General features: G+C 34.0%; 22 protein-coding genes. 15 read left to right on the top strand and 7 right to left on the bottom strand.

The genetic code is table 11. The annotated features are described in order from the left end of the window. The first annotated feature begins 77 nt into the window (after positions 1 to 77). Positions 78 to 1,553, top strand: coding sequence for an amidase family protein (locus tag DT250_RS17150; RefSeq protein WP_097906684.1), 1,476 nt, complete (start codon positions 78 to 80; stop codon positions 1,551 to 1,553). 45 nt (positions 1,554 to 1,598) lie between these two features. On the opposite strand, the gene DT250_RS17145 is transcribed toward DT250_RS17150, so the two are convergent. Continuing rightward, positions 1,599 to 2,816 carry an MFS transporter gene (locus tag DT250_RS17145; protein WP_149213397.1) on the bottom strand — a complete coding sequence of 406 codons (1,218 nt, stop codon included), beginning with the start codon at positions 2,814 to 2,816 and terminating at the stop codon, positions 1,599 to 1,601. Between the two features lie 275 nt (positions 2,817 to 3,091). On the opposite strand from DT250_RS17145, the gene DT250_RS17140 reads away from it, so the two are divergent. The 4 genes from DT250_RS17140 to DT250_RS17125 all read left to right on the top strand — a co-directional run bounded on the left by DT250_RS17140 (position 3,092) and on the right by DT250_RS17125 (position 6,132). Then, the gene (locus tag DT250_RS17140) at positions 3,092 to 3,520 is read left to right on the top strand and encodes an NfeD family protein (RefSeq protein WP_087982739.1); all 429 of its coding nucleotides are present in this window, start codon (positions 3,092 to 3,094) and stop codon (positions 3,518 to 3,520) included. A 2-nt stretch (positions 3,521 to 3,522) separates the two neighbouring features. Next, entirely contained in the window at positions 3,523 to 4,494 is a 972-nt protein-coding gene (locus DT250_RS17135; RefSeq protein WP_088063126.1) for an SPFH domain-containing protein, read from the top strand. A 264-nt stretch (positions 4,495 to 4,758) separates the two neighbouring features. Continuing rightward, positions 4,759 to 5,349: a histidine phosphatase family protein gene (locus tag DT250_RS17130; RefSeq protein ID WP_149213396.1), complete on the top strand. Its 591-nt coding sequence runs from the start codon at positions 4,759 to 4,761 to the stop codon at positions 5,347 to 5,349. Between the two features lie 6 nt (positions 5,350 to 5,355). After that, entirely contained in the window at positions 5,356 to 6,132 is a 777-nt protein-coding gene (locus tag DT250_RS17125; protein WP_098856743.1) for a Cof-type HAD-IIB family hydrolase, read from the top strand. A 7-nt stretch (positions 6,133 to 6,139) separates the two neighbouring features. Here DT250_RS17125 and DT250_RS17120 read toward each other — a convergent pair whose 3' ends face one another. Continuing rightward, complete coding sequence (locus DT250_RS17120) at positions 6,140 to 6,601, bottom strand: DinB family protein (RefSeq protein ID WP_098147741.1); 462 nt, start codon at positions 6,599 to 6,601, stop codon at positions 6,140 to 6,142. Between the two features lie 171 nt (positions 6,602 to 6,772). Between DT250_RS17120 and alr the strand changes: the two genes are divergently transcribed. Beyond that, entirely contained in the window at positions 6,773 to 7,948 is a 1,176-nt protein-coding gene (gene alr, locus DT250_RS17115; protein WP_149213472.1) for an alanine racemase, read from the top strand. A gap of 20 nt (positions 7,949 to 7,968) precedes the next feature. Here alr and DT250_RS17110 read toward each other — a convergent pair whose 3' ends face one another. From DT250_RS17110 to DT250_RS17100, 3 genes are read right to left on the bottom strand one after another with little or no spacing between them, the layout of a single operon-like run. Further along, positions 7,969 to 8,682 (bottom strand): class I SAM-dependent methyltransferase, encoded by a 714-nt coding sequence (locus DT250_RS17110; protein WP_097889431.1) that lies wholly within the window; start codon positions 8,680 to 8,682, stop codon positions 7,969 to 7,971. Beyond that, the gene (locus tag DT250_RS17105) at positions 8,675 to 9,562 is read right to left on the bottom strand and encodes a GNAT family N-acetyltransferase (protein ID WP_149213395.1); all 888 of its coding nucleotides are present in this window, start codon (positions 9,560 to 9,562) and stop codon (positions 8,675 to 8,677) included. The genes DT250_RS17110 and DT250_RS17105 overlap by 8 nt, the downstream gene beginning before the upstream one ends. A 23-nt stretch (positions 9,563 to 9,585) precedes the next feature. Further along, on the bottom strand, positions 9,586 to 10,464 hold the full coding sequence (locus DT250_RS17100; protein ID WP_149213394.1) for an aminoglycoside phosphotransferase family protein: 879 nt from the start codon (positions 10,462 to 10,464) through the stop codon (positions 9,586 to 9,588). A gap of 386 nt (positions 10,465 to 10,850) precedes the next feature. On the opposite strand from DT250_RS17100, the gene DT250_RS17095 reads away from it, so the two are divergent. Next, entirely contained in the window at positions 10,851 to 12,059 is a 1,209-nt protein-coding gene (locus DT250_RS17095) for a macrolide family glycosyltransferase (protein WP_088609019.1), read from the top strand. A gap of 170 nt (positions 12,060 to 12,229) precedes the next feature. Further along, entirely contained in the window at positions 12,230 to 13,075 is an 846-nt protein-coding gene (locus DT250_RS17090; RefSeq protein WP_000831975.1) for a YitT family protein, read from the top strand. A gap of 46 nt (positions 13,076 to 13,121) precedes the next feature. Here the strand turns inward: DT250_RS17090 and pdxR are convergent, their stop codons facing one another. Continuing rightward, a complete protein-coding gene (pdxR, locus tag DT250_RS17085) occupies positions 13,122 to 14,522 on the bottom strand; it encodes a MocR-like pyridoxine biosynthesis transcription factor PdxR (protein WP_149213393.1) in 1,401 nt (466 codons plus the stop codon). Between the two features lie 130 nt (positions 14,523 to 14,652). Here pdxR and DT250_RS17080 point away from each other — a divergent pair, with 130 nt between their 5' ends. Next, on the top strand, positions 14,653 to 15,075 hold the full coding sequence (locus tag DT250_RS17080; protein ID WP_087982720.1) for a GNAT family N-acetyltransferase: 423 nt from the start codon (positions 14,653 to 14,655) through the stop codon (positions 15,073 to 15,075). A 120-nt stretch (positions 15,076 to 15,195) separates the two neighbouring features. Next, positions 15,196 to 16,323, top strand: coding sequence for a metallophosphoesterase (locus DT250_RS17075; protein ID WP_149213392.1), 1,128 nt, complete (start codon positions 15,196 to 15,198; stop codon positions 16,321 to 16,323). Positions 16,324 to 16,354: 31 nt separating this feature from the next. Here the strand turns inward: DT250_RS17075 and DT250_RS17070 are convergent, their stop codons facing one another. After that, positions 16,355 to 16,981 carry a DUF1648 domain-containing protein gene (locus DT250_RS17070; RefSeq protein ID WP_149213471.1) on the bottom strand — a complete coding sequence of 209 codons (627 nt, stop codon included), beginning with the start codon at positions 16,979 to 16,981 and terminating at the stop codon, positions 16,355 to 16,357. 136 nt (positions 16,982 to 17,117) lie between these two features. Between DT250_RS17070 and DT250_RS17065 the strand changes: the two genes are divergently transcribed. From DT250_RS17065 to DT250_RS17045, 5 genes are read left to right on the top strand one after another with little or no spacing between them, the layout of a single operon-like run. Next, the gene (locus DT250_RS17065) at positions 17,118 to 17,684 is read left to right on the top strand and encodes a GNAT family N-acetyltransferase (protein ID WP_149213391.1); all 567 of its coding nucleotides are present in this window, start codon (positions 17,118 to 17,120) and stop codon (positions 17,682 to 17,684) included. A 6-nt stretch (positions 17,685 to 17,690) separates the two neighbouring features. Next, entirely contained in the window at positions 17,691 to 18,251 is a 561-nt protein-coding gene (locus DT250_RS17060) for a 2'-5' RNA ligase family protein (RefSeq protein WP_088063135.1), read from the top strand. Continuing rightward, a complete protein-coding gene (locus DT250_RS17055; RefSeq protein WP_149213390.1) occupies positions 18,248 to 18,733 on the top strand; it encodes a GNAT family N-acetyltransferase in 486 nt (161 codons plus the stop codon). Before DT250_RS17060 ends, DT250_RS17055 begins: the two co-directional genes overlap by 4 nt. A gap of 12 nt (positions 18,734 to 18,745) precedes the next feature. Continuing rightward, positions 18,746 to 19,117, top strand: a complete 372-nt coding sequence (locus DT250_RS17050) for a cupin (protein WP_097889439.1) — start codon at positions 18,746 to 18,748, stop codon at positions 19,115 to 19,117. After that, positions 19,114 to 19,542 (top strand): GNAT family N-acetyltransferase, encoded by a 429-nt coding sequence (locus DT250_RS17045; RefSeq protein ID WP_097907110.1) that lies wholly within the window; start codon positions 19,114 to 19,116, stop codon positions 19,540 to 19,542. Before DT250_RS17050 ends, DT250_RS17045 begins: the two co-directional genes overlap by 4 nt. The last annotated feature ends 307 nt before the right edge of the window (positions 19,543 to 19,849 follow it).

Below are 19,849 nucleotides of genomic sequence, written 5' to 3'. Positions count from 1 at the left end.
ATATGCGAGGAGCGGAGAAAATGAAAAAGTAATAGATACACGTTATCAATAAAAGCTTTTAAAGAAGGAGAATGAAGATGGAGATTCAGTTCAATGCTCGATTACAAAAAGAATTAACAATTCATGATATACAAGTAGCGATGGAAGCTGGGCAATTAACTTCAAAAGAATTAGTTATGTATTATCTTCATAGAATCGCGAAATATGATCAAGAAGGGCCAAAAATCAATTCTATTTTAGAAATCAATCCAGACGCTATTTTTATTGCAGAAGCGTTAGATTATGAAAGAAAGACAAAAGGTGGACGGGGACCATTACATGGTATACCTGTTTTACTTAAGGACAATATTGAAACGAATGACTCTATGCATACAAGTGCAGGTACGATTGCCCTGGAACAAAATATAAGTAGTGAAGATGCATTTCTCGTTACGAAACTTCGAGAAGCAGGAGCAGTAATAATAGGAAAAACAAATATGACAGAATTAGCAAATGCAATGTCTTTTGACATGTGGGCTGGATATAGTGCAAGAGGTGGACAAACAATCAATCCATATGGGACGGGCGAGGATGATATGTTTGTTGGTGGCTCTAGTACGGGGGCTGCGATTGCAGTTGCTGCTAACTTTACAGTAGTATCTGTTGGAACGGAAACGGATGCTTCTATTTTAAGCCCGGCTGTTCAAAATTCTGTAGTCGGTATTAAACCGACTGTTGGTCTAATTAGTCGTAGAGGCATTATTCCGTTCACGTATTCGCAAGATACAGCTGGTCCATTTGCTAGAACGGTTACAGACGCTGCTATTTTGCTAGGGAGTTTAACTGGGGTAGACGAGAAGGATGTAGCTACTCATAAAAGTGAAGGTATAGCAGAACATGATTATACAAAATATCTTGATGTTAACGGTTTACATGGAGCAAAGATTGGTGTATATAGCAATGCACCAAAAGATTATTATGAAACTGGTGAATATGATGAAAAATTGTTTAAGGAAACGATTGAAGTATTGCGTAGTGAGGGAGCAACAGTAGTAGAAAATATTGATATTCCGTCTTTTCATAGAGAATGGAGCTGGGGAGTATCGCTCTATGAATTAAAGCATAGTTTAGATAACTATCTTTCTAAATTACCTTCTACTATGCCAGTACATTCTATTTCAGAGTTAATGGCGTTTAATGAAAACATAGCTGAAAGAGCTTTAAAATATGGACAAACTAAGTTAGAAAGAAGAAAAGATTTTCCTAATACGTTAAGAAATCCAGAATATTTAAATGCAAGATTAGCAGATATATATTTTTCACAAGAACAAGGTATTGATTTTGCACTGAAAAAATATGATCTTGATGCGATTCTATTCCCTTCCTATATCGGCTCGACTATATGTGCGAAAGCAGGTTATCCGTCTATAGCGATACCTGCGGGATATATGGATAACGGAAGACCGTTTGGAATTACTCTTGCAAGCACTGCTTTTTCTGAGGGGACCTTGATTAAACTAGCATACGCTTTTGAACAAGCGACAAAGCATCGGAAAATCCCTAACTTATCATGAATAAAATAAATAGGACAGGAATTCCTGTCCTGTTTATTTTATTCATTAAAGTGAAATATCTTTTTTCTCTGTTTTATCATATTTTAATAAGTTAAATGATAAACAAGCAGAGCACAATATAAGGATAGAAGCGAGAATATAAATAGTACGAACACCGAACAGGTCGGTAATAATGCCAATGCTAAGCATAGAAAGACCAGAAGCTGTTGAAAGAAGTGCGCCGTGTGCTGTATACATTTTGGATAATAAAGAAGGAGCGACGCTGGATTGTAAAACCGTCGTTTGAGAAATATCTCTAATTTGATAACATGGCCCCATTAGAACGCATAGAAAAAGCGCAATAAACCCGCTACTTGTCATACCATATAAAAATGTAAGAATACTAAACATAAGAGAGCCTATCGCCATGGAGCGTATTAAATTGTTTTGAATGTATGTACTCATTTTCCACGCTAATATCCCGCCAATTAACGTCCCCGCATAATAACTTGTGTTAATATATCCCCACCATTCTTCTCCTTTATGAAGGACAGTTGTTACATAAGCCATCGTAATAGCGCCGATCCATATCGTCCCTGCGAAAGTCTCAATTAAGTCCATACATGTAACGGTACGGAGAGAGGGGTTCTGAAATAAGAGTTTCCAACCTTCCAGTAAAGCAGCGCCTTTTGAAGAAGAAGGTTCAATTACTCGTTCAGTATGTATGGAACGTAATGAAACGTGTAGTGCAACACACCCAAAAATCATCAAAATGTTATTCATCATGAGTGTAGAAGTAGCACCGATAAGAAGAACTATAACACTTGTAAATGAATAAGCAGCGGCTTGCGCAATTTGTGTGGAAAAGGAAAAAATACTATTTACTTTTACTAATTGTTCTTTTCGTGTAAGGCGAGGAAGGATACCGTATAATAACGGTGCGCTCCAGCCGCTACATAAAGAAATGAAAAAAATGAAAAAGAATAGTGTTACAACGTTTGAGGAAAGGGCTGGGAATAATATCATTAATAAAAATAATAGAACAGTTTTTGTCCATTGTAGTGTGAAAAGTAAGGAATAAGATGAAAAACGATTCATGATAAGTGGTGCAGATGTATTTGCTATAAGATTAGTTATGACTTGTACTAATGGAAAAAGCGCGGTTAATGTAGCTGATTTCGTTGTGGTATACATATGAGTTGTAATAATCATGATGTATACGATGTCAGCGAGAGTAATGCATATTTTAGAGCCTAAATAGTAAATTAGTGAACGATTTTGCAATAAGTACACAACCTTCCTGAGGGAAAAAATTCCAATAGTTAGAATAATTATAATTTGAAAGTTGGAATTGTGAAAGAATTTAATTTTTTGTCATTTTTTGAAAGGAAATGTCATGTATAATGAAGAATATATTAATATAGTATTTTATTGATACTTTTTATAACAGTGAATATGTACAATAGCTTGTAGTAAATGCCCCGGTATAAGAAAGGGCGGATAAACCATTCTTTTCTTCATATACATATAGAAAATGAGAAAGAAAGCGAGGGTTGCATATGGCTGCTTGGGTAATTTGGTTTATAATAGCTGGTATTTTATTTATTGCGGAACTGTTGTCGATTACGTTTTATATGCTTTGGCTTGGAATTGGAGCTGTTGTCGGAGGTCTAATTGCTTTGTTTGCCCCTGAAGCACTACTGTTACAAGTTGTTGCTGGTGCGATTGTAAGTTTAACATTGACTTTCTTTACGAAAAGAATTTCAAAAAACTTTCGAGAAGCAAAAGGTTTTACTGATACAGTAGATTTGCTTGTCGGTAAAAAAGGCATTGTTATGCAAGCGATTACAAATGAAGCGAATGGTATTGTGAAGGTGGATGGAGATACTTGGACAGCTATTGCAGATGATCCAATTGATGTTGGAGAAAAAGTTATTGTTATAAAGAGGAATAGTACTATATTACAAGTTAAAAAGGAGAGTGAATAAATATGGCAGTAGCATTAACATTAACGATTATTTTAGCACTAATTGTTGTTACATTTATCGCGTTAACAATTAAAATTATTCCACAGCAAAAAGTTGGAGTCGTTGAAAGATTTGGTAAGTTTCAACGTGTTATGCAGCCAGGATTAAATTTATTAATCCCGATTGTAGATCGAGTTCGTGTATATCATGACTTACGTATTCAACAAACGAATGTACCGCCGCAAAAGGTAATTACGAAAGATAATGTACAAGTAGAGATTGATACAATTATTTTCTATCAAATTGTGGAACCGGAACTTGCGACATATGGTATTTCAAACTATGAATATGGTGTTCGTAACATTACTTCTGCAACGATGCGTCAAATCATTGGTAATATGGAACTGGATGAAACGTTATCAGGTCGTGAAAAAATTTCAACAGAAATTCGCTTAGCACTTGATGAAGCAACAGAAAAATGGGGCGTTCGTATTGAACGTGTTGAAGTTGTTGATATTAATCCGCCGAAAGATGTGCAAGCATCAATGGAAAAACAAATGAAAGCAGAGCGTAATAAACGTGCGATCATTTTAGAAGCTGAAGCTGCAAAACAAGATAAAGTTCTTCGTGCTGAAGGTGAAAAGCAAAGTAAAATCTTAATGGCTGAAGGTGATAAAGAAGCACGTATTCGAGAAGCTGAAGGTATAAAGGAAGCAAAAGAACTAGAAGCGCAAGGGGAAGCAAGAGCGATTGAGGAAATTGCAAAAGCAGAACAAAATCGAATTGAATTACTTCGTGCAGCAGATTTAGATGAACGCGTACTTGCTTATAAATCATTTGAATCATTGATTGAGGTTGCAAAAGGGCCAGCAAATAAAGTCTTTATTCCGTCTAATGCAATTGAGACGCTTGGTACTCTCGGGGCCATTGGAGAAATCTTTAAAGAAAAACAAGCGAAGAAATTGCCTTCTTCAGATACACAAAAAGAACAATAAGAGTGAAAAAGAGAAATGGAATGCCGTTTCTCTTTTTATTTTTGAGTAGGATAAAAAATATTAGTCCTTTGCCATTATGGATAGGGCTTTTTTGTTTGTCACTTTTTAAAGAATTATAAGTTTAGAGTGTTTGGAAATGTTAAGTGGAATAACACGTTTACTAGACGGTTAAAAAACTGTCAAAGTAATATATTTTTGTTAAATAAAATTTAAAATATGATATAATGGAATTTTGTGGATATTAAACAAGGGAGTGGGAAACAAGTGCAAATATTATTAATACGCCACGGAGAATCAGAAGCTGATATCTTAAACGTACATGAAGGACGAGCTGACTTTGAATTAACAGAAAAAGGAAGACAGCAAGTGCAAAGGCTTGTACAGAAAGTGAAAGTAGATTTTCCACCAGATTTTATTTGGGCAAGTACATTAAAGCGTGCTCGTGAAACTGGTGAAACGTTAGCTGAAGGAATTAGATGTCCAATTCAACTAGAAGAGGAATTAATGGAGTTTAATAACGGAGTGCAAGCAGGCTTATCTTTTGAAGAAGCAAAGAAATATCCAGAGCCAAAGTTTCTTCATGACCGTTTTGATAATGGGGAATCATTTATTGAATTTAGAATGAGAATAGAAGGAATCTTTTCTAAAATCGTGACAGAGAATACGTATGAACGGATAGCAATCGTTGCACACGGTGGTGTAATAAATAGTCTACTACGTGCGTTTTTCAAAATGCCCATTTCAATGGACTATTATTTTAAAATGGGAGATACGGGAATAAGCTTAATTGAAATTGATGGCGAACAAAAAACGGTACATTTCATTAATGATACGAATCATTTGGACGGGATGTAAAGACCCGTGTACAAAGTAGTGTTTTTTGATGTTGACGGTACGCTTTTAAGTGAGATTGATAGAAGTATGCACGAAAGTACAAAAGAAGCGATACAAAGATTAATAGATAAAGGAATTCACGTAGTTGTTACAACAGGGAGACCATATAGCTTATGTTCGCAATTTAAAGAGCTGGGCATACATACAATTATTTCTGCAAATGGTGCACATATTAAGTGTGGGGAAACAGTTCTACATAAATCGGTACTTTCAAGTGAAATCGTTCATGATATCTCAGAGTTTGCAGAATTACATGGTCACGGCGTTTCTTATTTTACTGAGGATTTTACAATGAACGGAATAGCCTCAGATAATGAGCGTGTAATGCAAGCACTTAGCGAGACGTTAAATTTAGGGGAGTACCCTGAAAAAAGCAAGGATTTGTCTGAAGAGATCTATTGTTTATGTTTGTATGCGGATGAAATAGAATCTCAAAAATTTATTGAAAAATACCCAATGCTTACATTCGACCGTTTTCATGGTTATGTCATAAATGTATTGGAAGATAATAAAGTATCGAAGCTCACCGCAATTCAAAAAGTATTGGATCACTTAAACATTTGTAAATCAGAAGCAATTGCTTTTGGTGACGGTGGAAACGATATTGAGATGTTGCAATATGTAGGATTAGGAATTGCGATGGGGAATGGCGGAGAAGTACTAAAAACAAAAGCTGATTTCGTTACAAAGAAGGCGAGTGAAGGTGGTATTTTATTTGCTTTAGAGAAGTTTCATGTCGTCTAACATACCTTTATTGGAATAAAGGTATGTTAGGATCTTTAATGTGCTCGCACAATAAAATATGAATTTGCCCACGATGATGATAAAAGTGTGCAACAATTTCAAGCAACCATTCAAAACGGGAATAAGAAATACCCCAATAAGCAGTCTTAATTTCCGCTAATTCTTCATTGGAATAGGATAAAAAAGTTTTAGAAAGTACATCGTAGCCCTGTAGCATCGTTTTTTGCATTTGCGTAATTGTTTCGGGTGTTTGTTCTTTATAGAAAGTGTGTAGTTGTTTTTCAGTACTACCATTTAAAATGAGTAAATCCGCATGGCAAATCAGAGAAAGGTGTGCACACATTTCAAATAAAGCTCGCTTCGAGTGAATTGGTTGTATTTTTAAACTATCTTCATTATATTGGTTAAGCATTTGAATAGAAGTATCAACAGCAACTTGTAGTTGATGCAATGCAGATTGTACAAACATTGTAATTCTCCTCTTCTCCGTATATAATAGTTTCTTAAGGGTATTATATCATACTCAAAATTCCGAAAATTCTAGTAGTTTGACTAGCATATTGAAAAGTATTATATTGTAAAAGGTCATATGAAACGTGAAATAGAATGGAATGCAATTATTGAGTTAGGAGTTAGACCAATGAGTTTGAAATATGGAAGAGATACAATTATTGAAGTTGACTTAAATGCAGTAAAACATAATGTAAAAGAATTTAAAAAGCGTGTGAATGATGAAAGTATTGCAATGATGGCTGCTGTAAAAGCAAATGGGTATGGTCACGGGGCGGTTGAAGTTGCGAAAGCTGCTATTGAAGTAGGAATAGATCAGCTTGCAGTTGCATTTGTAGATGAAGCGATAGAGTTAAGAGAAGCAGGAATTAACGTGCCGATTTTAATTTTAGGTTATACATCAGTAGCAGCTGCGGAAGAGGCAATTCAATATGACGTTATGATGACTGTTTATAGAAGTGAAGATTTACAAGGTATAAATGAAATCGCAAACCGTCTTCAAAAGAAAGCGCAAATTCAAGTGAAAATTGATACAGGAATGAGTCGTATCGGTTTACAAGAAGAAGAGGTTAAACCATTTTTAGAAGAATTAAACCGTATGGAGTATGTAGAGGTAGTAGGAATGTTTACACATTACTCTACGGCAGATGAAATTGATAAATCATATACGAATATGCAAACAAGTTTATTTGAGAAAGCTGTCAATGCAGCAAAAGAATTAGGAATTCATATTCCATATATTCATAGTTCAAATAGTGCAGGTTCAATGGAGCTTAGCAATACATTTCAAAATATGGTTCGTGTAGGTATTGGAATATATGGAATGTATCCTTCAAAAGAGGTAGATCATGCAGTCGTTTCTTTACAGCCTGCGTTGTCATTAAAATCAAAAGTAGCTCATATTAAACATGCGAAGAAGAATCGCGGTGTAAGTTATGGGAATACGTATGTAACGACTGGTGAAGAATGGATTGCAACTGTACCGATTGGCTATGCTGATGGATATAATCGTCAGTTATCTAATAAAGGGCATGCATTAATAAATGGAGTTCGAGTACCTGTTATTGGCCGTGTTTGTATGGATCAACTTATGTTAGACGTTTCAAAAGCAATGCCAGTACAAGTTGGGGATGAAGTAGTATTCTACGGTAAACAAGGTGAAGAAGAAATTGCGGTAGAAGAAGTAGCGGATATGTTAGGTACAATTAACTATGAAGTTACTTGTATGTTAGACAGAAGAATCCCGCGAGTGTATAAAGAAAATAATGAAACGGCTGCTGTCGTAAATATACTAAGAAAGAACTGAATCGTTATGATTCAGTTTTTTTATTTTTGACAAATGAAAAATGTTCTGTTTGTACCGTGTAATTGAATGTTCTTAAAACCTACAGATTCCAATGAAGAAATTATTTCTTCATTGGAATAACAAGCTTCCTCAAAAGAAAAGTCACTTCTTTTCCAATTATTATCTATGTCATGTTGAAATAGTATAAAGTTCATTTCTGCTTTTTTATTTTCTTTATCATATGTAGAATCAATTGTACATACATATTCTTCCGCTGAAATATGAAATGAAGCAATCCAATTTTCAAGAAAACATTTCTCCATATTCATATCAAATACGAATGTACCTTCGCTATGTAATACGGAGTAAACATTATGAAAAACATTTTTTAATTCATCTAATTTTAAAATATGGTTTAAGCTATCGCCAGTAGAGATAACATAGTGAAATTGCTCATTTATATTGAAATAACGAGCATCATCGACGATAAAGGTTGCGTCTGGCGCGTTTTGACGTGCGTATTCAATCATTTGAGCAGAACCATCTATACCAGTTACTAAAAAAGTATTATCAATTAATTTCTTAGTAAGGTGACCAGTCCCGCAGCAAAGATCTAAAATATGAGAATGTGGTGGTGCATATTGTAAAACGAGTTTTTCCAAAAGTAGATAGGAGTGTTCAGCATAATGCCCCCAATGTTTATTATAAATGGATGCGAAAATATCATAATCAGAATAAATTAGTTTTTTACACATATGTATTCACCTCAAGATTCATTACATTATAATAGTCATGCTTCTTTTTCATTTCAAAACCACATTGTGTATATAGTTTTAAAGCGTGGTTATTTTTCGTTTCGACGTCTAATTCAATTGTTGAAATTCCTTTTGTAATAAGGGTATGTACCATATAACTAAGAATATCTTTTCCGTATCCTTTACCTTGATAAGAAGGATGAACGGCGAATCCTGATAGTGTAGTAGATTGTTCTTGCTCAGAAACTGTAATCGTTCCTATCACTTTTTCGTCGATAAGAGCACAGTAAACTTGATAGGAAGGGGAATTCATCATTTTTTGTAACCATGTAGCGGTATTTTTTGCTGAATCTCCAAAAGCTTTACTGGAAATTTCAATAAGATCAAGAAGTGACCCTGAAGATGCAAGAGTAAGCTGTATGGAATTCTTTGTTGTTTTTTGAACTTCTTTAGCTTTGAACTCCATACTATATTCACTATATAAATAAGGTAACTTCATATGTCTTGCAAATTCTTTCCCAGAAGCAGAATCCCCATTCATAATAATAAGAGCTTCATCTGCCGCTCTTATTCGTATTTCTTTCATTGCGGTTTGTAAAAGAGTAGTGCCTATATGTTGTTTCCTATAGTTCGGATGAACAAACCCTATTAACTCCAGTTTTGTCGGTCTTTCAAAATCATACATACTTAATGCACCGATTAATTGAGTATTATCATAAAATAGGAAATCATATACCTCTTCATTATTGCGAGCAGTTAAAAAGTTTATATGTAAATCTGATGAGTAATCAATTTGATCGTGTTGCCCACAAATATGAGCTAAATCTTTCATTTGCTGAATTTCGTTTGCTATTAAAGATTTCTTTTGTTCAATATTCATTTCAAAACCCCTCTCATTCGTATTTAAAAATAGGATGGATGACTAAGCCACTTTTTTAACTCCACACTGCCCTGAACAGATAATAACCGGTACAAATATCGATAGGGAGGTCTACATTCTGCAAGATGAGGAAGGGGCATAATGGTTTCGTAACCTTGTTTAAAAGCATGTGCCTCTTTTTCTGTAAACACATATTCTAAGCCGATAAAATCAAACTCCCGGGGAGCAACGGCATAGGCTTCTGTATCTACTAATCCCGTAATAGTTGTACCATCTGATAAAAACTGAGTAGGGTCCATATCAATTAAAACGAGCGTTGATTCCTTTGGTGCTGGTAAGGAAGAAAGTTGTGATTCAAAAGTAGGAAATGCATTTTGTATGCTTTCATTATCGGAATAAAACATATTCACAAGCTCTTTACTCGCATTTAAAATGTGTGATTGGAATTCATCTAGTGTAATTTGGAAGGAACCTGACACATTTCCTATGTAATCGGCTTTAAATGTATGTATTTCTGCAAGCCCTTTTCCTAGACTGAATAAAATAGAATCTGGTTGCCCGATAAAAGATTGAACTGTGTTACCTACTAACTTTTCGGCTACAACGAATTCACGGCCATTTAAAATATGTTTTTCTAATATTGTTGGGATAGGAAGATTAGTATGTTCTTGCAGCAATGTATGTACAGCTTTTAAATGATGTACGTTCCTTGGATCAATTCCAAATAGGTTTTTACATCCCCACCAAAAATCATTATTTGGCTCTTCATTCATTTTAGAAGAACGAACGATGACTTCTGCATCTTCTGTTCGGACGAGAAACACATCGCTTGCATGGTCTTCATAACCTGGGTGTAAAGCTTGAATAGATAAAATAGGTGAAGTGAATAGTTGTTGTAGCATGAAGTTACCTCTTTTTCTGTAAATTCTATAAATTCATTATATAACAGAATATGTTCCAAGTGGATAATGATGAGGACAACTTAGAACTTAAATAAATTTATAGTGAGAAATCAGTGTGGAAATTATATTTTTCTACTTTTGTATGAATTATCAAAATAATGTTTCTGATGATAAATCTGTAAAAATGCCTGAATGTAACTCCCGTATTTTTCAATAAATGAAAGGTTAAGCATACTTTTATAAGAGTTATAATGTAGGTTATGAAAAATATTTCTCAATAATAAAATGAAGTGAAAAATATGAAGAAGTAGAATAGATTCCTTTATAATAGTTTTAAATTAATTAATATAATTAACTATTAATATTGTTAGATAGGAGAGAATATGATGGCAAATGTACTCGTAATAAATTTTCCCGGAGAAGGTCATATAAATCCGACTTTAGCTATTGTAAGTGAGTTAATTCGGCGAGGGGAGACAGTTGTTTCGTATTGTATTGGAGATTATAGAAAGAAGATTGAAGCAACAGGTGCAGAATTCCGAGTGTTTGAGAATTTCCTCTCTCAAATTAATATTATGGAACGAGTAAATGAAGGTGGGAGTCCTTTGACGATGCTATCTCATATGATTGAAGCATCAGAGCGTATTGTGACTCAAATTGTAGAAGAAACAAAAGGGGAAAAGTACGATTACTTGCTATACGATAATCATTTTCCCGTAGGACGTATTATAGCCAATATTTTAAAATTACCTAGCGTTTCTTCTTGTACAACATTTGCTTTTAATCAGTACATTAATTTTAATGATGAACAAGAATCAAGACAAGTAGATGAAACGAATCCGTTATATCAATCTTGTTTAGCGGGAATGGAAAAATGGAATAGGCAGTATGGAATGAAATGTAATAGTATGTATGATATTATGAATCATCCTGGTGATATTACTATTGTATATACTTCAAAAGAATACCAGCCGCGTTCAGATGTATTCGATGAATCGTATAAGTTTGTCGGCCCATCAATTGCTACTCGAAAAGAAGTAGACAGCTTTTCTATGGAAGATTTAAAAGATGAAAAATTGATTTTCATTTCTATGGGAACAGTTTTTAATGAACAACCTGAACTATATGAAAAATGTTTTGAAGCGTTTAAAGATGTAGAAGCGACAGTCGTATTAGTTGTTGGTAAGAAGATAAATTTAAATCAATTTGAAAACATTCCGAATAACTTTAAGTTGTATAATTACGTACCGCAATTAGAAATATTACAGCATGCTGATGTATTCGTGACACACGGTGGTATGAATAGTTCGAGTGAAGCACTATATTACGGTGTCCCGTTAGTTGTAATTCCGGTAACAGGAGATCAGCCTTTAGTTGCGCAACGAGTGAGTGAAGTAGGGGCTGGAATAAGGATTAATCGTAAAGAATTAAGTTCTGAATTGTTACGTGAAACTGTAGAAAAAGTAATGGATGATGTGACATTTAAAGAAAATAGTCGTAAAGTTGGTGAGTCCCTTAGAAATGCTGGTGGGTATAATAGGGCAGTTGATGAAATATTAAAAATGAAAATGAATTCATACTTAAAACTTAAATAAATGTTTGGAGCACACTTACTGTAATACGTAAGTGTGTTTCTGTAAATAAATTACATAAAAAAATCACTGTAAAGGTGAAACTTTTGTGTATATAAACTCATATCTTTGAATTAGTAGTAAAATTACGTTAAAATAATACTAAGAAAATATATAAGTTTTGGGGGTAATGAATGAAAAGAGTATTTGAATACGTATTATTAACAATTGGATCGATTATTGTAGCGGGTTCATTAGAGCTTATTTTAGCACCTAATGGCTTAGTAGATGGTGGGGTAACGGCCATTGCTATTATGGCAAATAAAGTTGCTGGATTACCGCTTTACGGAGTGTTTTTAGGACTTAATATTCCTATCCTGTTATTTACTGCAAAAGTAATGGGGAAGAAGTTCTTCATCCGTACATCTTATGCAAATGTAGTTACAACACTCGGATTAATCTATTTAAAACCATTTCCGGCGATTACAACTTCTGAATTATTAATTGTACTTTATGGTGGTGTACTGTTTGGAATAGGCGTTGGGATTGTTGTTAAAATGGGTGGCGCAATAGATGGATCAGAAATGTTAGCGGTTTGGATGAACAAACACTTTAAAGTACCGATTAGTACATTTTTACTTGCTGTAAATGCAGTTATTTTCACATTTGTAGCGATTTTATTTTCAATCGAACAAGCGATGTTCTCATTAGCAATTTTCTATATTGTTACGAAGATGATTGATTTCATATTAGATGGTATTAACCAAGGAAAGAGCGTCATGATTATTTCTGGTAAAAATAAAGAAATAGGCGATCTGCTTATGAAAGAATTGCAATTATCCGTTACGTATCTACATGGAGAAGGTGGTTTTTTAGGAGAACATAAGAGAATCATTTATTGTATTACAAACCGTTTCATTTATCCAAAAATGAAAGATCTCGTTCTCTCTGTAGATCCAACTGCTATCATTGAAGCTTCCTATTCAACAGAAACAACTGGTGTTAAGCGGCCAGGAAGGGCAGCGAGATCAGAAAAATAGTGAATGAAAATAGCTCCACGTAAGTATAACTTACGTGGAGCTATTCTTATTTAGGGAACCAGGCCTTTTTCAGTAATTGAACTACAGTTTCGATACGATCCTCTGGAATACTGCCAAAACCGAGCAATACATACGACTCATCCATTACATTATGAACAGAATCGTATGTGGAGAGAGGGTATAACTTAATACGTTCTTTTGCGGCTGCATGAATAAGTTCTTGTTCATTCATCCCGTTATGAACGTGAAGTACAATATGAAGTCCGGATTGTTCACCGAGTATATGGACGTTATTTCCCATCTCGTTTGTAATAGATTTAATTAAAGAAATATGTTTTCTTTTATATAACATCCGACTTCGGTTAATATGACGTTCCCAATCACCATTTTGAATAAAGGTGGCAAAGGTAAGTTGCTGCAGCGTAGAAACAGTTTGTTTAAACATACCACCAAGCTCTTCATAGGCTCTTAACAGATGAGGTGGTAAAACAATATATCCCATTCGTAAAGAAGGTAAAAAAGATTTCGAGAAAGTTCCCATATAAATAACACGTTCATTTGCATCTAGTCCTTGTAAAGAAGGAATAGGTTTTCCTATATAACGGAATTCCCCGTCGTAATCATCTTCAATAATATAGTCCTTACAATCATTCGCCCATTTTAATAACTCGAGTCTTCTAGATAATGGCATAATGATTCCAAGTGGAAATTGGTGAGATGGAGTGACATACGCTACATTGCAACCCGATTCACGTAAAGCGGAAATATGAATTCCTTTATCATCTAAAGGGATGGGGTGAACGGTAAGACCAGAACTTTGAATCATAGCAGGTATACGGTGAAACCCAGGATTCTCGATTCCGTATTCTTTTTTTGAACCAAGTAGTTGAATTAGTAGCCAAAGAAGAGGCTGCGTACCTGCTCCAATTATAATTTGATCAGGCGAAGAATGTACTCCGCGAGCATGATATAAATACTTTGAAATATGTTCTCGTAGAATGAGCTCACCTTGCGGATCTTCTTTAGCAAATAATTCATTTTCATACTGAAATAAAGTTTCGTGTATTGCTCTTTTCCAGTTTGTTATCGGAAAAGCTTTTTGATCAATAAGTCCTTGACTACAATCATAATCATATTGTTCGTTTTCTTTATTGTTAGCACTGTTTGACGCAATTTGCTGTTTCTTTTGAATGACATCCATATCAACTTCTGCAACAAAAATCCCACGTTTCGGTTTGCTTTCTACATACCCTTCAGCTAGTAATTGTTGATAAGCGGATTCCACTGTAATACGGCTCACATTAAGTTGTACTGCTAAATTTCTGTGAGAAGGAAGGCGTGTACCGGCACATAGTGATCCATGAGAGATTTCTCGTTTCATATATTCATAAATTTGTAAGTAAAGGGGTGTTTTACTTTGTAATAATAATGGGATAGTCAGATCCATTCGTAGACGCTCCTTTTCATACTGGCCTTATAAAAAAGGATAAAACTGTCACTTAAGCTAAGGGCAGTGGCTTTCTATAATGATGATATAACATTTAGAAAATTTTATAAATAGTAAGGGGAGAATCAAAATGAATATTAGAGAAGTAGTAACAGAAGCGGATTTACATGATGTATTTCCCGTATTACAGCAGTTACGAACGAAACTTTCAAGAGAAGAAGCAAGTTCTTTGTTTCAAAAAATGAAAGAAGAGAATTATAAACTATTTTCGCTACGTAATGAAGAGGATGAAGCAGTTAGTCTAGCCGGTGTAGCGATTTGTACGAATTTTTATAATGAGAAACATGTTTTCGTATATGACCTTGTAACAGCAGAAGCACATCGTTCAAAAGGGTATGGGAATGTATTACTCTCCTATATAGAGAACTGGGGAAAAGAAAACGAATGTGAGTCCATCGTTCTTACATCAGCGTTTCCTAGATTAGACGCTCACCGCTTTTATGAAAGAGAAGGTTATGATAAGGTAAGTTTTTCTTTTTATAAAGAATTATAAAGAAGGATAGGTTCTATATGACATAATATATAGAACCTATTTCATTTAGAAAGGTTTATAATTTATGTTGTTGAATTGTTTTTTTGTAAATAATACAGAGAATGATTGGAGCGCTTACACTTGGAAAAAATAAAGAAACTATCAATCCCTAATGATGTTAGAGTAATCGTAATATCTGATATTCATGGAGAATTACTTCTTTTAAAAGAATTACTACAGAAAGTTAACTTTAAAGATGAAGATTATTTAATTATTAATGGTGATCTTTGTGAGAAAGGAAGAGACAGCATCGGCGTCGTAAACTACGTTATGAATCTTGTAAAGAACAATTCAAATGTTCACGTTGTTGAAGGGAATTGTGAAGTTTTAGTTGATGCGCTTTTAAATGAAAATCCTGGTCTTATCAATTATTTATGTACGAGAAAGCATTCGATTTTTAATGAATGGTTAGAGTGTGTGCATTTCTCTATTCATGAAGGTACGCCTATTCAAAAAGTAAGGGAAGTATTAATGAGCCATTTTTCAAAAGAAATAAAGTGGCTGACAGAATTGCCAACAGCGCTTGAAACAGAAGATTATATCTTTGTACATGCTGGCCTTGAAGATAGAGAAGATTGGAAAGAGACAGAACGAAAAAATGCGATAGCAATGCCAGAGTTTTTCGATAAATTACATAGAGCAAATAAGTATGTAGTTGTCGGTCATTGGCCTGTTGTAAACTATTCAGACAAGGCACCGTCTAACAATCCAGTTATTGATGAGGAGAAAAAGATTATTGCAATTGACGGTGGAAATGCAATTAAAGAAGCAGGACAATTAAACGCATTTATCATTCAAAGGACAAGAGCAGGTGATACGTTTTCTTATACATATGTAGACTATTTTCCAGAGTTTGAAGTGATAGCGGATTTTAATGCGAACACATCAATGCAGGGCGGGGTGACATATCCGTATTATTACATAGATCCTATAGAGAAGATGAAAGATTATACGGTATGTAAGCAAAGAGAAACGAATAAATTACTCTCTGTGAAAAATGAATATATTAGGCAACTTGATTCAGGTGAATACACAGTGAAAACCGATATTTCTTGTGCACAAATAAGTGTAAGAAAAGGGGACATTGTTTCTCTCATTGATGGCAGCTGTTCAGGATATGATTTAGTGAAAAGAGATGGAATAGAAGGCTGGATAGAGAAAGGGATTTTAGTTGAGATAGAAAAAATGAAAAAGAAAACGTTTAGCTGAAATAGGAGGTATAGAACCTCCTGTTTTTTTATTACCTTTTTAAATGAGTAGATTGCTTGCTGTCTTTCATAAGTAAGTAAATCGTACTCGGTAAAATGGCAAGCGTCATTCCTAAAATAATTGCGATTATAGCATAACCTCTATACGGAACAGGAACGATAAATGGAAGCCCGGCTAGGAAAATACCAGCTATTATCATTGAAATACTACAAATATTTGAAGCTCTTTTTTCAAGATGTTTATCATTCCATTCCAATGAAACCGTTGATTTACTCGTATCGATTTTGGAACTGAAATAGCCTATTAATATAAATAAAAGCCCTAATGCTAAAAATATTAAATGATCAAGAGGAAGAGTGAAGCCAAGAGCGATGAGAGCAATGACAATATCGACAAAAAATAAAAATAGTAAAATTGTGTTGCCAATCCAAAGGAGAAATTTCTGGTTACTCGCTGCTTTAGATAAAGCTAAAAATAAAAAGAATAAGAAGGTACATATAATTATATTTACGATAACAAAAGTGCTTTTATCCATTGTTGATGTAGGCGTTCCATTGAAGTACCATTTCGTAACAATACGTAATGGTAAGAAGAAATAGAGAATAATATTTGTTGTAATAATAGTGAGAAATAAAGTAATACTAAATCGATTATTCATTGAATCACCAGCTTTCCACATGAATAATTGGTATCTTATAACAAAATTATACAATATAATAAACGATATTTGTTTTGATTTTTCTGAAAAAATATTATAATTATATATGAAATAAAGAGGAGTGTAGGAGGAAATTATGCAAAACGTAAGAGTAAAAGGGGATAAAGTTACAATTCGTGCAATTGAAGAATCAGATATAAAAACATTATGGGATCTCGTATTTAAAGAAGAAAATCCAGAATGGAAAAAATGGGATGCACCGTATTTTCCGTTTTCAATGCAAGAATACTCGTCTTATAAAGAGAAGATGAAAACTCGTTTAAAAGAGGAACCTCAATCCAATTTAATTATAGAAAATAACGGTCAAATTATAGGGACAATCGGGTTTTATTGGGAATATAAACCGACGCGTTGGTTAGAGATAGGGCTTGTTATTTATAATCCAAATTACTGGAATGGTGGTTATGGTACAGAGGCGTTAACGTTATATCGAGATTTACTATTTGAAAAGATGGAGATTGGCAGAGTAGGAATCACGACTTGGTCTGGCAATGAACGAATGATGAAAGTAGCGGAGAAAATAGGAATGAGCTTAGAGGGTAGGATGCGCAAATGCCGTTATTATAACGGGACGTACTATGATTCTATTCGAATGGGAATGATTCGTGAAGAATGGGAAGCGTTATATGTAACGAAGGGGTGAGGAAGTATGTACGCTATTATTGCTACATTTGATCGTGTGTTTACTAATAAAATTATAGAATTACAAAATGAAATAACAAATATCATTGGCACAAATCAATTAGCCGGAGTAGAACCTCATATTACATTAGCTGATTACAATGAGGTAGATGTTAACTTATATACTAAGAAATTAGAGGAGTTTGTAGCTGTTCAAGAAAATATGGCTGCAATAAATTTTCCTTCTGTTGGAGTTTTTCCTACTAATGGAACGATCTTTTTAGCACCGACCATTACAGATGAATTGTTAAAACTTCATCATTCTTATCATGATAATTTTAAAACTTTTCATGATAATTTAAATTCATATTATGTACCAGGAAAATGGGTTCCGCATTGCACGATTGCAAATAAGTTACATGCAAATCAGTTTTTAAGTGTAATGGAATATATATATGAAAAATTTGATTATGCAACAGCTTCAATTGAGAAATTAAAATTAATTAAAGTGAATTATGAAAATGGTTCTGCCATTTCTTCTAGTATATTAGCAGAATATAAGTTAAAGAGAATGGAGACAACGAGATGACATATGTAATTAGAGAAATGAAGCAAGAAGATATTCACGCTGTACAATCCGTAGCGAAAATAGCTTGGCATGATACATACGAAAGCATTATTCCGAGAGAGATTCAAGACAGATTTTTAGACGAGGCCTATTCTGATGAAAAAATGAAATATCGTCTTGAAAATACACATTTATTCGTTGCGGAAGAAGAGGGAGGAGTAATTGGCTTTGCGAATTTTTCACCTGTTAGATTGCAAAACGAAGCAGAATTAGGAGCGATTTATTTGTTACCAGATCAGCAAGGGAAAGGGGTAGGAAGTGCTTTATTACAAAAAGGGTTAACGGAATTAAAAGGAATTCGGAAACTATACATTCATGTAGAAGCAGCGAATGAAAAAGGAAAACGTTTTTATGAAGCGAAAGGTTTTGCACAATTAGAGGAATTTGAAGAAGATTTTGAAGGACATATGATGCAGACAGTAAGGATGGTTTTATACGTATAGGGAGGATTAGTAATGAAAATTTTTGATTTTAGTGAAAAAGTGGGAAAGAAAATCTCAGCATTTCAATCTAATTTCATAATGTCAAAAATATTAAACCATAAAGGAAATGTACATATTGGTGCTATGCATTTACGAGAGAATGGAATAATTGGATATCATGAAGCAGTTGTATCACAGCTGCTTCTTATTGTGGATGGAGAAGGATATGTATGCGGAGCAGATAAAGAAAATGTGAAGGTGGAAGCGGGACAGGCTGTGTTTTGGGAGAAGGGCGAATTTCATGAAACGATTACGGAAAAGGGATTGCTGGCAATTGTGATTGAGTCGGAGGAACTTGAACAAGCGATAGTAATGCCTATTAATGAGTGGAGTTGTGAAAAATGATAGAAAAGGCGAATCGAGAAGAAACGAATGAAATCTTACAGTATGCAGCTCAATCACTTTTTGAAGGGACAAGAGGGAATTGTCGATTAAGTATAGAGAAAGCGATTGAAATTACAAAGCCAATAGTGGAAAAGGGAGCATATTATTTAGTTATTAAGGAAGAAAAGAAAGTAATGGGATGGGTATTAATAGGGGAAAATACAGACTATTTTTCTCATGAAAAACTTGGATTTATATATGAGTTATACGTTTTTCCAGAATATCGCGGGAAAGGACTGTCGAAAGAACTGATGGAAGCTGGTATTAAGGAATTGAAGGAGACATATTCAGAAATTCGCTTAAATGTATTTGCCGGGAATTTTGCGAAAGAGATGTACGAAGAGTTTGGTTTTGTTGAAAGACAGGTAATTATGACTTTGAAGTGAGAAAAATAAAAAGAGAAAGAGAATATGTTGCGTATTTGCAAATGGTGTATCCGGCATTACAAATAGAATCAACTTACATCAATGAGATAGGACAAAATAATGATTTAGTCAGCACTTTATTGCTGGAATTTAAAATGGAAAAGTCCTTAAAGATATATATATAATAAAAAGTTTTCTTTAAATTTATAGTAGATTTATAGAGTATGCTAAAAAACACTAAATTAGTATTGTATAATATAGTGTTATTATAGTAAAAGAGAAATTTTGGAAAAATATCATTTTTTTGTTTAGAAATTTTTAAATTATT

The organism is Bacillus sp. AR2-1, assembly GCF_008368755.1.
GTDB classification, from domain to species: domain Bacteria; phylum Bacillota; class Bacilli; order Bacillales; family Bacillaceae_G; genus Bacillus_A; species Bacillus_A wiedmannii.
This window is presented reverse-complemented; position numbering and strand designations above follow the sequence as displayed.